At 73.4% G+C, this 14121-nt stretch carries 9 protein-coding genes and 1 pseudogene; 1 reads left to right on the plus strand and 9 read right to left on the minus strand.

The window, feature by feature from the left end:
• Nucleotides 1–6: 6 nt before the first annotated feature.
• The 4 genes from JWP64_RS05775 to mfd form a co-directional block, all read right to left on the minus strand.
• Nucleotides 7–648, minus strand: a complete 642-nt coding sequence (locus JWP64_RS05775; protein WP_297493192.1) for a response regulator transcription factor — start codon at nucleotides 646–648, stop codon at nucleotides 7–9.
• Complete coding sequence (locus JWP64_RS05780; RefSeq protein WP_297493194.1) at nucleotides 630–1757, minus strand: hypothetical protein; 1128 nt, start codon at nucleotides 1755–1757, stop codon at nucleotides 630–632. The genes JWP64_RS05775 and JWP64_RS05780 overlap by 19 nt, the downstream gene beginning before the upstream one ends.
• Complete coding sequence (locus JWP64_RS05785; protein WP_297493197.1) at nucleotides 1750–2862, minus strand: ATP-binding protein; 1113 nt, start codon at nucleotides 2860–2862, stop codon at nucleotides 1750–1752. Before JWP64_RS05785 ends, JWP64_RS05780 begins: the two co-directional genes overlap by 8 nt.
• Before the next feature lie 106 nt (nucleotides 2863–2968).
• Nucleotides 2969–6520, minus strand: a complete 3552-nt coding sequence (gene mfd, locus JWP64_RS05790; protein ID WP_297493199.1) for a transcription-repair coupling factor — start codon at nucleotides 6518–6520, stop codon at nucleotides 2969–2971.
• A gap of 402 nt (nucleotides 6521–6922) precedes the next feature.
• Here mfd and JWP64_RS05795 point away from each other — a divergent pair, with 402 nt between their 5' ends.
• Complete coding sequence (locus tag JWP64_RS05795) at nucleotides 6923–7846, plus strand: hypothetical protein (protein WP_297493201.1); 924 nt, start codon at nucleotides 6923–6925, stop codon at nucleotides 7844–7846.
• A gap of 145 nt (nucleotides 7847–7991) precedes the next feature.
• On the opposite strand, the gene JWP64_RS05800 is transcribed toward JWP64_RS05795, so the two are convergent.
• From JWP64_RS05800 to JWP64_RS05820, 5 genes and pseudogenes are all read right to left on the minus strand, one after another.
• A complete protein-coding gene (locus tag JWP64_RS05800) occupies nucleotides 7992–11375 on the minus strand; it encodes a S41 family peptidase (protein ID WP_297493203.1) in 3384 nt (1127 codons plus the stop codon).
• Nucleotides 11376–11521: 146 nt separating this feature from the next.
• Complete coding sequence (locus tag JWP64_RS05805) at nucleotides 11522–11791, minus strand: DUF2277 domain-containing protein (RefSeq protein ID WP_297493206.1); 270 nt, start codon at nucleotides 11789–11791, stop codon at nucleotides 11522–11524.
• An 86-nt stretch (nucleotides 11792–11877) separates the two neighbouring features.
• The gene (locus JWP64_RS05810; RefSeq protein WP_297493207.1) at nucleotides 11878–12903 is read right to left on the minus strand and encodes an NAD(P)-dependent oxidoreductase; all 1026 of its coding nucleotides are present in this window, start codon (nucleotides 12901–12903) and stop codon (nucleotides 11878–11880) included.
• Between the two features lie 79 nt (nucleotides 12904–12982).
• Nucleotides 12983–13654: a PIG-L family deacetylase gene (locus JWP64_RS05815; protein WP_297493209.1), complete on the minus strand. Its 672-nt coding sequence runs from the start codon at nucleotides 13652–13654 to the stop codon at nucleotides 12983–12985.
• Between the two features lie 39 nt (nucleotides 13655–13693).
• Nucleotides 13694–14121: pseudogene (locus tag JWP64_RS05820) on the minus strand (glucose-1-phosphate cytidylyltransferase); the annotation flags it as partial.

A 14121-nucleotide genomic window follows, 5' to 3' on the forward strand; every position in this document is an offset into this window, starting at 1 on the left:
TCGGGCTCAGAGGCCGGCGAGGTCGATCAGCCCGTCCTGCAGCGCCCTCGCCACCAGAGCCGCCTTCGTCGTGGCCGGACGCCCCACGTCCGCGTACTTGATCCGTACCCGGTTGATGTAGGTGTCGACCGTCTTCGCGGACAGGTGGAACCGCTGCGCGACGAGCTGCTTCGAGTCGCTCTCGAACCACGCGAGCAGCACCTCGCGCTCCCGCTCGGACAGCACCGGACGGTCCGGGTGCCGGTCCGCCGCCATCGCGCCGCCCAGCACCGGAGGGGTGTAGGGCAGGTCGTCGACCACGGCCTGGACGGCGGGGATCAGGTGCTCCGGACCCTCGGCCTTCGTCAGGTACGTCGCCGCCCCGAGTTCCAGGCAGCGCAGGGCGGTGTCACTGTCCGCGTGCTGCGAGTAGACGACCACCCGACGGCCGGCGTCCGCGAGCGTGGTGAGCGCGCGGAAGGCCGGGGCCCCGTCGAGCTGCAGGTCGAAGACGACGACGTCCGCCTCCGCCCCGGTGCCCGCGAGGGCCACGCCCGGACTGGCTCCGGCGGCGAGCACCCTGATCGGCGGTTCCGCTGCCGCGCACCAGGCGCGCACCCCGTCGACGATCGCGGGATGATCGTCGACGATCACGATCGAGGGGCCCATCTCGCCTCCACCCATGTCCGGCCGCCGCCCACGACGGTGGTGACCGTGCTGCCGTCGGCCCGGGTCCGTTCCCCCGGCACGACGCGTCCCTCGGCGGCGTCGGACACGACGCTCAGCACGACGGCCCGCTCCACCCCGCTCAGCGTTACCCGCGCGGTCCGCTCCGCACCCAGCAGACCCGCCCCGACCTCGTCGAGGAGCCCCTGGCAGACGTCCGGAGGCGGAATCGCCCGGGATCCGCGCTCGGAGTAGTGAACCTCGACGCCGCGTCGTTCCGCGATGTCGATCAATGTGGCGAGCTCGGCGGCGAGCGGGTCCGCGGCGTCGCGCTCCTCGGCGAACATCCGCCGCAGCCGGGCCGCGCCGAGCGCCGCCGCGCGCTGGACCTCCGGGTCCGCGGGCGAGCGGGTCCCGTCCCCGATGCCGCGCAACAGCGGCAGGGCGACGGCCCGGAGCTCGGCGTAGCGCGCCTCGCGGTCGGTGTGCACGGCGGCGGCAACGGCGTCCGCGGTGACGGTCCGGGCGCTCTCCTCCGCGGCGGCGGCGGCCTGCACGGCGACGGCCCGCAGCGCCGAGCCTGCCAGCCCGACCGCGAGCTGGAACGACGTCACCGCGACCGCCGTCGTCGCGAACGCGACGAGTGTGACCTGGTCCGACCGGCCCGTCGCGAGGAGCAGGCCCAGGACGATCAGCAGGTGCGCCCCCAGCACGGCCAGCAGCCCGCGGAGCGAGGCACCGGTGAACAGCAGGACGGCGATCCAGCCGGCCGACCCGAGCGTCACGTGCGCCGGGCCGCTCAGCTCCGCCGGGTGCAGCGCGAGGCTCGCCCCCAGCGTCACCACCAGCAGGAACACCGCGACGGGCCACCGTGCGCGGCCCCAGAGCCGGTGCCGGGCGACGAGCACGGCGTCGATCCCGGCGAGGACGAAGAAGACGCCGAGCGAGGCGATCCCGGCCCATGGCACCCGGTAGCCGCCGAGGTTGGCGAGCAGGTTGGGCACGTTCAGCCCGACCAGGATGACGAGCACGATCACGGTCTGCGCGATCCGCATCCCGCGGAGCAGCTGCGTCGACAGGTCCTGGGTCGAGAGGTCCTGGGAGTCACGCATGCGGCCACTCCAGGCACACGCAGGTTCCCCGGCCCGGCGCCGACTCGACGACCGCGCGCCCGCCCGCGCTCGCCATGCGCTCGCGCACGGAGCGGGCCAGCCCGAACCGGTCGCCGGGCACGGCGGCGGGGTCGAACCCGCGCCCGGAGTCCCGGACGGTCACCCGCACCCGCCCGTCCACGACCCGCAGGTCGACGGCCACCGAGGCCACGAGCGCGTGCCGGTGCGCGTTCTCCAGGCTCTCGGCCACCGCGCCGCCGATCGCGCCGGCCACCGGTCCCGGCAGCTCCACGTCGCCGTCGAGCCGGAGGTCGACCGCGATCCGCGCGACCGCGACGGCACCCTCGACCACCTCCCGGGCGCGCGCGGCCGCGCCCGGCTCCCCCCGCAACGCCACGACGTCGCGCCGGATCTGCCCGGGCAGCCACGGCTCGTCACCGCGGACGCCGCTCACCCCCACCATCATCAACGTGCTGGCCGCGGTGTCGTGCACGGTCGCCCAGTGCGCACGCTGCTCAGCGCGACGAGCGCGGCGGAGCTCCGACTCCCGCTCGGCGGCGAACCGCTCGGCCATGTGCTCGTCGGCGATCCGACCGCCGCGCCGCACGAGCCGCCACAGCAGCCGGGACAGCGCCGCCTCCACCGCCGTCCACACCCCGCCCGCGACGAGCGCCTGCCCGACAGTCACCCCCGGCGACGCGGACGCGCCGACCACGAACGCGACGCACACCAGCGCAGTCGCGATCGCACCCGGCAGCGGCCGCACGTGCCACTGCAGCGCGACGACCGCGAGCGACGAGACCGGCGCGACCCAGCCGAGGAACCGCACGAGCAGCGACGGGTCGACGAGCACGGACTGCGCCAGGCAGAGCCCGCACATGAAGGCGACGTCCACGACCCAGACCCAGGTCCGCGGGGCCTTCCGCATCAGGTGCAGGTAGAGCAGGCTCCACCCCGCGAGGGCGACCGCGACGAGCGCGCACACGGCCGTGCCGGCCGGCGGCGCCGCGAAGGGCGCGGCCACCGCCATCAGGACGCCGACGACCGCCCGTGCGCCCGCCGCGTAACGCAGACCGAACCGGTCGAGGAATTCCGCTGTCGACATCTCGCAGTGGGCGTCGCCCGCTGAGGGCACGGCGTTACCACCGCGACGCGACCCGCCGCTGTCCGGCGAACGCCCGACACCGTGATCGGGGCCCGCCGGACGCCGGTCAGGCGTTGACGGCGACCGGTGCGGCCAGCTCCCTCACCAGCGTCGTCAGCCACTCGAGCAGCTCCGCGTCCCGCAGCGCCGCACCGCCGATCTTGTTCCCGGCGGTCGGCTTCGGGACCGTGACCAGCCGCGACGCCGGCTTGTAGACGCTCTTCGGGTGCAGCCGCTTCAGGCGCATCTGCCGGGAGTCCGGCAGGTCGACCGGGCCGATGCGGAGGACGTTCCCGGTGACCGTCACCTCGCCGATGCCCAGCGTGCGGCAGGTCTGCCGGAAGCGGGCGACCGCGAGCAGGTTCCGGACCGGTGTCGGCGGCTCGCCGTAGCGGTCCGTGACCTCCTCGACGATGGCCTCCAGCGCCGCCTCGTCCCCGGCCTCCGCGATCTTGCGGTAGAGCTCGAGCCGCAGCCGTTCGCCGTCGACGTAGTCGTGCGGGACGTGCGCATCCACCGGGAGGTCCACCCGGACCTCGGTGAGGTGCTCCTCCTCGACGCCGCCCCCGGGGCCGGCCTGCTTGCGGAACGCCGCGACCGCCTCGCCGACGAGCCGGATGTACAGGTCGAACCCGACGCCCGCGATGTGTCCGCTCTGCTCCGCACCGAGGATGTTGCCCGCGCCGCGGATCTCCAGGTCCTTCATCGCGACGGCCGCGCCCGAGCCCAGCTCGGAGTGCTGCGCGATGGTGGCGAGCCGGTCGTGCGCGGTCTCGGTGAGCGGATGCTCCGGCGGGAACAGGAAGTAGGCGTACCCGCGCTCGCGGCCACGTCCGACCCGGCCGCGGAGCTGGTGGAGCTGGGAGAGCCCCAGGGTGTCGCTGCGCTCGACGACCAACGTGTTCGCGTTGCTGATGTCCAGCCCGTTCTCGACGATCGTGGTGCACACCAGGACGTCGGACTCGTTGTGCCAGAACGCGTTGACCGTGCGCTCCAGGATGTCCTCGTTCATCTGGCCGTGGGCGACGGCGATCCGCGCCTCCGGCACCAGGTCCTGGATCTTCTTGGCCGCCCGGTCGATCGAGCTGACCCGGTTGTGCACGTAGAAGACCTGGCCGTCGCGAAGCAGCTCGCGGCGGATCGCGGCGGCGACCTGCTTGTCGTCGTAGGCGCCGACGTAGGTGAGCGTCGGGTGCCGGTCCTCGGGCGGGGTGGTGATCGTGGACATCTCGCGGATGCCCGCCAGGCTCATCTCCAGCGTGCGCGGGATCGGTGTCGCGGAGAGCGTGAGCACGTCGACGTGGGCGCGGAGCGCGGTGATGTGCTCCTTGTGCTCGACGCCGAAGCGCTGCTCCTCGTCGACGATCACCAGCCCGAGGTCCTTCCAGCGGACCCCGCTCTGCAGCAGCCGGTGTGTTCCGACGACGATGTCCACGGTCCCGTCCGTCAGCCCCTTGATCGTCTCCTTGGCCTCGGCGTTGTCCGTGAACCGGGACAGGCCCTTCACCGTGACCGGGAACGCTCGCATCCGCTCGGAGAAGGTGCTGAGGTGCTGCGTGGCGAGCAGCGTCGTCGGCACCAGGACGGCGACCTGCTTACCGTCCTGCACCGCCTTGAACGCCGCGCGCACCGCGATCTCGGTCTTGCCGAAACCGACGTCCCCGGAGATCACCCGGTCCATCGGGACCGGCCGCTCCATGTCGTGCTTGACCTCATCGATCGCGGCCAGCTGGTCCGGGGTCTCGGTGAACGGGAAGGCGTCCTCGAGCTCACGCTGCCACGGCGTGTCCTTGCCGAACGCGTGCCCGGGCGACGACTGGCGCGCCGCGTAGAGCTGCACGAGACCGGCCGCGATGTCCCGGACGGCCTTGCGCGCGCGGCCCTTGGTCTTGGCCCAGTCCGCGCCGCCCAGCTTGTTCAGGGTCGGCTGCTCGCCGCCGACGTAGCGGCTGATCTCGTCCAGCGCGTCCGTCGGGACGAAGAGCCGGTCCGCGGGCTGGCCGCGCTTGCTCGACGCGTACTCCAGCACCAGGTACTCGCGGGTGGCGCCCTGGACGTTGCGCTCGCGCATCTCGACGAACTTGCCGATGCCGTGCTGGTTGTGCACGACGTAGTCCCCCGGCTGCAGCGCGGCGAGGTCCACCGCGTTGCGCCGACGGGCGGGCATCTTGCGGGTCGCGGAGTCCAGCCCGGCGCGGCTGCCGGTCAGGTCCCCCTCCGACAGCAGCACGAGGCCGATCTCCATCGCGGTGAGACCGTCGGGGATCCGCCCGCAGGTGACCGTGACCAGGCCCTTCTCCGGCTCGTCGGTCAGGTCCTCGACCAGGGTCGTGGGCACGTCGGCCTCGCGCAGCTGCTCGATCGAGCGGGCCGCCGTGCCCTGCCCGGCGACGACGAGCACCGCGGCCCCGCCGGACGCGGTGTGCGCCCGGAGATCGATCAGGGCCCGGTCGGTGTCCCCGCGGTAGGACTCGATCTCGTGCACGGCCGGGACCAGCGCGTCGTCCTGGCCGGAGAGCAGCGGGCTGAGGCTGACCACCGGATGCCCGGTGGTGGTGGCGTGCTCGAGGACCTCGGTGAGGTCCCGGTACGCGGACGCGCCGACGTCGATGGGCGCGGTACCGCCGGTGCCCGCCGCCAGCCACGACGCCTCCAGGAACTCCTGGCCGGTGCGGACGAGGTCCCGGGCGCGGGTGCGGATCCGCTCCGGGTCCGCGATCAGGACCCGGGAGCCGGCCGGCAGCAGGTCCGTGAGCAGCTGCAGCTCACCGCCGACGAGCGCCGGGATCAGGGACTCCATGCCCTCGCTCGCGATGCCCTCGGACAGGTGCTCGAGGATCTCGCGGAGCTGGGGGTTGTTCTCGTGCTCACGCGCGAGCGCGGCGGCGCGCTCGCGGACGGGCGTGGTGAGGAGCAGCTCCCGGCACGCGGGCGCCACGACCTCCTCGACGGGTTCGACGGAGCGCTGGTCCGCGACCGAGAAGGTCCGCAGCTCGCTCACCTCGTCGCCCCAGAACTCGATGCGCACCGGGTGCTCCGCGGTGGGCACGAAGACGTCCAGGATGCCGCCGCGCACCGCGAACTCGCCGCGGGTGGTCACCATCTCGACGCGGGTGTAGGCCAGCTCGACCAGGCGCTCCAGCAGCGCCTCGAAGTCGTGCTCGGTACCGACGCGCAGGGTGATCGGGTCCAGCGTGCCGAGCCCCGGGGCGATCGGCTGGATCAGGCTGCGGGCCGCGACGGCGACCACGCGGGGCGCGTCGTCCGAGGAGAGCCGGCGGAAGATCGTGAGCCGGCGGCCGACGGTGTCCGGGCGCGGGGAGAGCCGCTCGTGGGGCAGCGTCTCCCAGGACGGCAGGACGGCGACGGCGTCGGGCCCGATCAGCTCGGCGGCCGCGGCGCCCAGGTCCTCGGCTTCCCGGTCCGTGGCGGTGACGGCGAGGACGGTGCCCTGCGCGGACAGGGCGGAGGCGAGGAAGGGGCGGAGCGCCCCGGGGCCCTCCACGCGGACGGCGGGCGTGGCGGAGGCCCGGACGTCGACCTCGGCGGACGCCTCGAGCACGGCGCGCACCCCGGGATCGGCGGAGACGGCGGTGAGCAGACCGGACAGGGGGGCCATGACGGCGTCGACTCCTCGATGACACGTGCACGTGCGGGCATGCGGACAGACCCCGGCCCCGGAACGGTCGTCCTCCCCGGGTGGGGTTCGCCCCTTCGACCATACGCCCGGCGACCCGCACTCCTCCGGCGCGTCGGCCGATCACCCGCCCGAGTGAGGCCACCCTTCGTCCGATTCGCCCGGATAGGCGTCTGACCTGCATCGAGGCGTCCCGAGTCCGCCGAGGGCCGCCCTCTATGCTGGCCCCGCCACGTCCGGCAACGACCGTTGCGGACACGTCGGCTGACCGGGTCGGGGGGCTTCGGCGAGAGGTCGGCGCGGCGACAATTCCACGAGATTCCACGCCCCGGCCTCCGGCGCCCTCCCCGAGCGGGCACTGCGGCCGGGTTCGGAGGGGGACACATGGCCAACGTCCACATCGATCCGGACTACACCGACGAGGAGCGCCGCCGGCGGCTCTTCGCGGGCGACGTCGTCGTCTACACGCACGTCCCGGCGATCGCCGAGTTCGCCGAGTTCACCCGCGACATGATCACCGAGCTGTTCGCGCCGCACGACCCGATCATGATCCAGGAGACGTACTCCCCCGAGCAGCTCGCGGACCTGCTGATCGAGTTCAAACCGCGCTGGATCCACCACCCCGAGTCCAAGAAGCACGTCGGCAAGGTCGTCGAGGCGCTCGGCGGAGACCCCGAGCAGATCCACGCGGACGTCCCGAAGCTGCGCACCGCCTTCCCGCAGGGCGGTCTCTCCACCGGCATCGCCTACGCCTTCCAGGCCCACCGCGACACCTGGTACGGCGCCCCGGCCGCCCAGATCAACTGGTGGATGCCGGTCTGGCCGGTCGCCGAGAACAACGTCATGGAGTTCTTCCCCCGCGGCTTCGGCGCCCACGTGGAGAACAACTCCGGGGACTACGACTACTACGTCGCCAACGCCTGGCGCGGCCGGATCAAGGACTTCTCCGGCGGCAAGGACGCGCGCGTGCACCCCGCCCCGGTCAACGGCATCGCCGACGACGAGCCGCGGATCACCGTGGTGCCCCCGGTCGGCGGGATCATGCTCTTCTCCGGGGACCAGCTGCACGCGTCGCTGCCGAACCTCTCCGGCCGCACCCGCTACAGCATCGACTTCCGCACCGTCGCCGTCCCGGACGTGCACGCGAAGGTCGGCGCCCCGATGGCCGACGTCGCCTGCACCGGCACCGCCCTGCGGGACTTCGTCCGGATGTCCGACGGCACCCCCTTCACCGAGGAGGAGGTCGCCCCGCACGACAGCGAGAGCAGCGCCGCCGAGGCCGTGAAGGTCTTCTCCCCCACCGCCTGACCCCCACCCCCGCGAGTCGGCACTTTCGGTCCCGCGAGTCGGCGCTTCCCGTCGCGCGAGTCGGCTCTTCCGGGAGACCGAGTCGGCGGTTCCGGGACATCCGGGATCGCGGACTCGGTCGACCGAAAGTGCCGACTCGCGGGAATCAGGGGCGGGGTGGGAGGTCCGGACGGCGGCGGGAGGGGCGCGTCGCGGGGTCCGGGGGGCGGACCGCGGGGGTCACTTCCAGGGCTTCCAGGGCGAGGTCGACGGCCTTCTCCAGCTGCGGGTCCCGGCCGGCAGCCCAGTCCTGCGGCCTGATCACCACCTCGACGTCCGGGTCGACGCCGTGGTTCTCCACGCCCCAGGCCAGGTCGTCGAACCAGAACGAGTAGCGAGGCTGCGTGACCCGGGTGCCGTCGACGAGGCTGTAGCGGCTGTCGATGCCGATCACGCCACCCCACGTCCGCACCCCGACCACCGGACCGAGCCCGAGCCGCTTGAACGCCGCGGTGACGATGTCCCCGTCCGAGCCGGAGTGCTCGTCCGCCAGCGCGACGACCGGCCCGCGCGGAGCATCGGCGGGGTAGGTCTCGGGGTGCCGGTGCCGCACGACGTCCCAGCCGATCACCTTGCGGGCCAGCTTCTCGATCACCAGCTGCGACGTGTGCCCGCCGCTGTTCCCCCGCAGGTCCACGAGCAGCCCGTCCCGCTTGGACTCCCGGCCGAAGTCGCGGTGCAGCTGCGCCCAGCCGGACGCGACCATGTCCGGGACGTGCACGTACCCGAGCCGGCCGTCGCTGCGGTCCGCGACGAACGCGCGCCGCCCGGCGACCCAGTCCTGGTAGCGCAGCGCGACATCGTCGGACAGCGGCCGGACGACCACGCGGCGCACCTCACCGGAGGCGGTCCGGACGGTCAGCTCCGTGAGCCGGCCGTGGGCGCCGAGCAGCAGCGGCGCAGGGCCCCAGTCCGGGTCCACCGGACGCCCGGCGACCTCGAGGATCGCGTCGCCCTCCCGGACGTCGACGCCCGGGTCCGCCAGCGGGCTGCGCGCCTGCGGCGCCGACGTCTCCGGCGGCAGCACCCGGCTGATCCGCCAGGTGCCGTCCGCGTCCGGGGCGAGGTCCGCACCGAGCAGGCCCGGGGAGCCGTCCCAGTCCCCGCCGCCTCCGCCGCCGACGACGTACGCGTGCGACGACCCGAGCTCGCCCTGCAGCTCCCACAGCAGGTCGACGAGGTCGTCCTTGCTCCCGACGGCGTCGACGAGCGGCCGGTAGCGGGCCAGCTCGGCGGCCCAGTCCACGTCCGCCATGTCCTCGACCCAGAAGTGGTCCCGCATCAGCCGCCCGGCCTCGTCGAACATCTGGCGCCACTCGGCGGTGGGGTCGATCGTGGCGGAGATCCGGCTCGTGTCGATCTCGTACTCGTCCGCGTCGCCGTCGGAGGGGGCGGAGGAGCCGGAGCGGTCCGTGCGCAGCAGCCGCAGGGTCTGGCCGTCCCGCACGACGAGGCGCGTGCCGTCCCCGCTGACCCCGTAGGCGTTCGCCGGGTCCGCGATCACGTCCAGCTTGCGTCGGGCCAGGTCGTAGCGCTCGAGGACGGGCCGGGGCCCGCGCTCGCCGTCCGCGCGGCCGTCGCCGAGGACCCCGCTGACCGGGACGCGGAACCACAGCAGACAGTCCTTCGCCGCTCCGAGCCCGCGGTAGCGCGCCTCCGGCACCGGGATCGGGACGACGCGTCCGGAGAGGCCCTCGACGTCGATCACCGTCTCCGGCGGGGCGTCGTCCTTCTTCCCGTCCTTCTTCGCCTCGGGCTCGGCAACCGGCTCCGCGCCGGACTCCTCGGCCGCGGGGTCCTCCTCGGTGAGTGCGGGGAGGTCATCCGGCCCCTCGTCCGCCGGCGAGGTCGGCCGCCCGTCCGGGCTCGCCCCGAACGGGGACGGCGTGCGCGCGGCCAGCGGGACGAGGAACGGCCGCCAGGACGCGGGGAACGTCAGGTCGAAGGAGTGCTCGTCGTAGATCGGGTCGAAGCTGCGCCGGGAGAGGAACGCGAGGTACTTGCCGTCCGCGGTGAACACCGGGTCCGTGTCCACGAACCGCGGCTCGGTGACGGCGACGTGGGTGTCGGCCGGGTCGTCGGCGGTGTCGGGCCGAATGACCATGATCCGGGTCAGCTCCGGCTCCACCGGGTCCTCGTAGGCCAGCCACCGGCTGTCCGGGGACCAGTTCAGCCCGGCGATCTCCCCGGCCGCACCCCGGGCCAGCTCCCGGATCGCGCCGGTCACGGTGTCGATCAGCAACAGCCGGCCGTCGTGCGTGGCCAGCGCGGCGGAGGCGCCGTCCGGGGCCGCCTCGAGCTCCAGCACCCGCCCGAGCTCCCCGGAGCCGTACCGGGCGAGCGCCGCGGGGTCCGCGTGCGCGTCCAGGGGGGCGATGGCGACGGCGTCCTCGCCGGTCGCGTCGTCGATCCACATCGCCCGGTCGTCGCCGAGGGGCTGGGCGAGCCGCGCGCGCACGCCGGGCTCGGCCAGCAGCGTCCGCGCGGGCCCATCCCGATGGGTGAGCCGGTGGACGGTGCCGCGCAGCGAGACGACGCTGGTCCGGCCCGTCTTGTCCGGGACCGCGCTGGTGAACCGGCGGCCGCCGACCCGGAACGGCTCGCGGTCGGTCCGCGGACCGGCGAGCCGGATCTCCAGCTTCACCGGCTCTGGCCCACGCGAAGCGTCATCAGCACCGAGCGAGTCCAACAGGTGGAGCTCGCCGGCGGACTCGTAGACGACGCGGGTGCCGTCCGTGGTGGCGTGCCGGGCGTAGAACTCCGGGGCGCCGGGAGCACCGTGGTCCGTGTGCCGCCGCAGGTCCGTGCCCACCTTGCCGTCCTCGTTCAGGGACAGCGAGTAGAGGTTGCCCCAGCCCTCGTGATCGGACAGGAAGGCGACGCGGTCGCCGACGATCATGGGCGAGTCCAGCTGCCCGTCGAGGTCCTCGGCGATCCGCGCGAACTCGCCCGAGCCCGTCGGATCCCACCAGAGCTTGCCGGCGGTGCCGCCGCGGTAGCGCTTCCACCAGGCCATGTCCCGGGACATGGTCGTGCCGAGGAGCCGGCCGGGGCCGTCGGGGGCGAGCGCGAGTGCGGAGACGGGCCCGACGTCCAGCCTGCGCGGCCCTCCCCCGCCGAGGGGGACGGCGTAGGCCCAGGTCCGGCGGGGTGAGGACTCGCCCGCGGCGGAGACGGCGACGACCGCCGGTTCGCCGTCGAGCTCGGTCCAGCCGGCCACGCGGGTCCGCGGGTCCCCCCAGAACGTCAGCCTGCGGGCGGCCCCGCCCTCGGCGCCGACGACCCGGACCTCGGGGGCGCCGTCCTTCCAGGACGTCCAGGCGACCAGCGAGCCGTCCGGGGAAAAGCGGGGGGCGGCGACGGGGACGTCGTCCGCGGTCAGGCGGTAGGCGCGGCCCCCGGAGACCGGGGCGGTCCAGATGTCGTTCTCGGCGACGAGGACGACCGTGTCGCCGGCGAGGTGCGGGAAGCGGAGGTAACTGCGAGGCACCCGCTCACCGTATCGAGCGACGGGCGGGGCTCCGCGGGCACAGCGGCGGGCCGCTCACGGGTGCAGCGGCGGGCCGCTGACGGGTGCAGCGGCGGACCGCTCACGGGTGCAGCGGCGGACCGCTCACGGGCACAGCGGCGGACCGCTCAGTTGCGGTAGCGCTCCTGCGCCCGGGCCCGGGCCTTGGCCGCCTCGACCTCGCGGTCCTTCGGCGGCGCGGTGGTCACCAGGTCGTCGAGGAGGTGCCGGGTGACGTGCGCGATCTCGGCCACGGCCCGCGCGAACGCCTCCTCGTTGGCCTGCGACGGCTTCGCGGTGCCGCTGACCTTGCGGACGTACTGGAGCGCGGCAGCCTGTACCTCGTCGTCACGAGCCGGGGGGTCGAAGTTGTGCAGCGTGCGGATGTTGCGGCACATGCGCGGGTCCCTCCCTCGATGCACGAACGGCACCTTCGTTCAAACCTAATGAACGAAAGTGCCGTTCGTGAACATCAACGGGAGCGTCAGCCGATGACGTGCATGCTGCCGTCCAGCGTGCCCGCCTTCTGGCGCGCGTTCAGGACCGCGAGGCGGGTGAACCGGTTGTCGAAGGCGTCCTGGGTGAGGCCTCGCGCGCGGTACTCGTCCGCGAGCTGCCGGGCCCCGGCCGGGATCGTCCACTCGGCCTCGAAACCGAGCTCCTTGCGGGCACGGGAGAAGTCCACCCGGTAGGAGCGCGGGTCGTTGCCGGCCTCACCGGTGACGAGCAGCTCCGAGCCCGGGACGGCGTCGGCCACGGCCTGCGCGATCTCGGCGACCGTCCGGTTGTTCTTCTCGGTGCCCACGTTGTACGCGCGGGCGCTGACCACCTCGGCGGGCGCGGTCAGGGCGGCGACGACGGCGCGGGCGATGTCCTCCGCGTGCGCCAGCGGACGCCACGGGGTGCCGTCGGAGAGGACCTTGACCTGGTTGGACAGGATCGCGTGGCCCACCAGGTTGTTCAGCACGATGTCCGCCCGCAGCCGCGGCGAGAAGCCGAAGGCGGTGGCGTTGCGCATCGAGACCGGCACGAAGCCGCTGTCCGCGAGGTTCGCCAGGTCGTCCTCGACGCGGACCTTGGAGATCGCGTACGGGGTGACCGGCTTGAGCGGGGCGTCCTCGTCCACCAGGTCGTCGCCGGACTGCGCGCCGTAGACCGAGCACGTCGAGGCGTAGACGAAGCGGCCGACGCCGGCGCCCTTGGCGAGGGTGGCCAGCCGGGTCGACGCGTGGTGGTTGATGTCGAAGGTGATCTCCGGGGCCATCGACCCCAGCGGGTCGTTCGACAGGGCCGCCATGTGGACGACGGCGTCGAAGCCCTTCAGCTGGTCCTCGGTGACGTCCCGCAGGTCGGTGGACAACCCGGTGACGTCCGGGGTGTCGAGCGACCCGAGCACGCAGTCGGCGAACAGGCCACTGTCCAGGCCCACCACCTCGTGCCCGGCGGCCGCCAGGATCGGCGCCATCACGGTGCCCAGGTAGCCCTGGTGGCCGGTCAACAGAACTCGCACAGCTCGGTTCTCCTCGTGTCGGTCGTTCCCTGGAGGAACGTTCCTACCCGGTGCATCGCCGACGGCGTCATCCGGGTTATCAGTCGACGGGATCCGGTCCGGTGAGCGGCGCCACGCCCAGGACCAGCTTGGACGCGTGGAACGCCTCTGCGTAGCGGGCGTGGCACTGCACGCCGCGGATCCGGGCCAGACCCGCGAAGGTCTCGGCGTCGAACCAGTTCCGGTCCCGCTGACTGCCGTAGTGCTCGTGCAGCTTCGCGACCTTCTCCCGCAGCACCGGTTCGGCGAGCGGGAGGTAGACGGCGGGCTGGGCGAGGTCGCCCTCCCACTTCAGGATCTCGTAGCCCAGGGTCAGGTGGTCCCGGAACACCGTGGGGACGATCTCCGCGAGCGTCCGGTGGTCCTGGTGCGCGTCGTGCGGCGACGGCGCGAGGATCAGGTCCGGCTCGCCGAGCCCGCGCATCTCCTCCACGGCCTGCTTGGCACGTTCCCACCGGGTCGGCACCCGGCCGTCCGGCATGTCGTGGACGACGATCTCGAGCTGCGCACCGGGGCAGAACGCCGCGAGCGCGGCGCGTTCCTCCTCCTCGCGCAGCGAGCCCCCGCCGGTGAGCACCATGGCGGTGACCCGCACGCCGGGGTGCGCGCGGCACAGCTCCAACAGCGACCCGCCGGCCCCGATCACGATGTCGTCGCAGTGGGCACCGAGGAGGAGCATCCGGTCCAGACGCTCCGGGAGCAGGCTCAACATGTCGTCCCTCCTCCGGTCACGTCCGCCATATCCGCACCTTCAGCGCTCGGGACGGGCGCCCTGCAGGGCCGCGATCGCGGCCTGCAGCGGGTCCCGATCCGGCGCTTCCCACAGCATCCACGGTCGGGTGCCGCCCTGGTAGGCCGCTTCCAGCGCGGTGCGTTCCTTGACCGTGTCCGCCGGCTGCCAGAAACCGCGGTAGCGGTAGGCCAGCATCCGGCCCTGCTTCGCCAGCGGCGCACAGACGTCCTCGATCAGGTCGCAGCCCTCGATGAGGTGGTCGAACACCTCCGGCCGGAACATCAGGTAGCCGCCGTTCTCCCACAACGGCAACTGCCGCAACGAGCTTATCGAGTCGATCAAGCAGTCCACGCCGACGTCCACACAGAGAAAGGCGGACTGCGGCGGCACAGCAATCAACCCACCGACATCGACAGACACCCGGAACTTCGCCACAATGTCGTCCA

The organism is Pseudonocardia sp., assembly GCF_025465255.1.
GTDB lineage: Bacteria > Actinomycetota > Actinomycetes > Mycobacteriales > Pseudonocardiaceae > Pseudonocardia.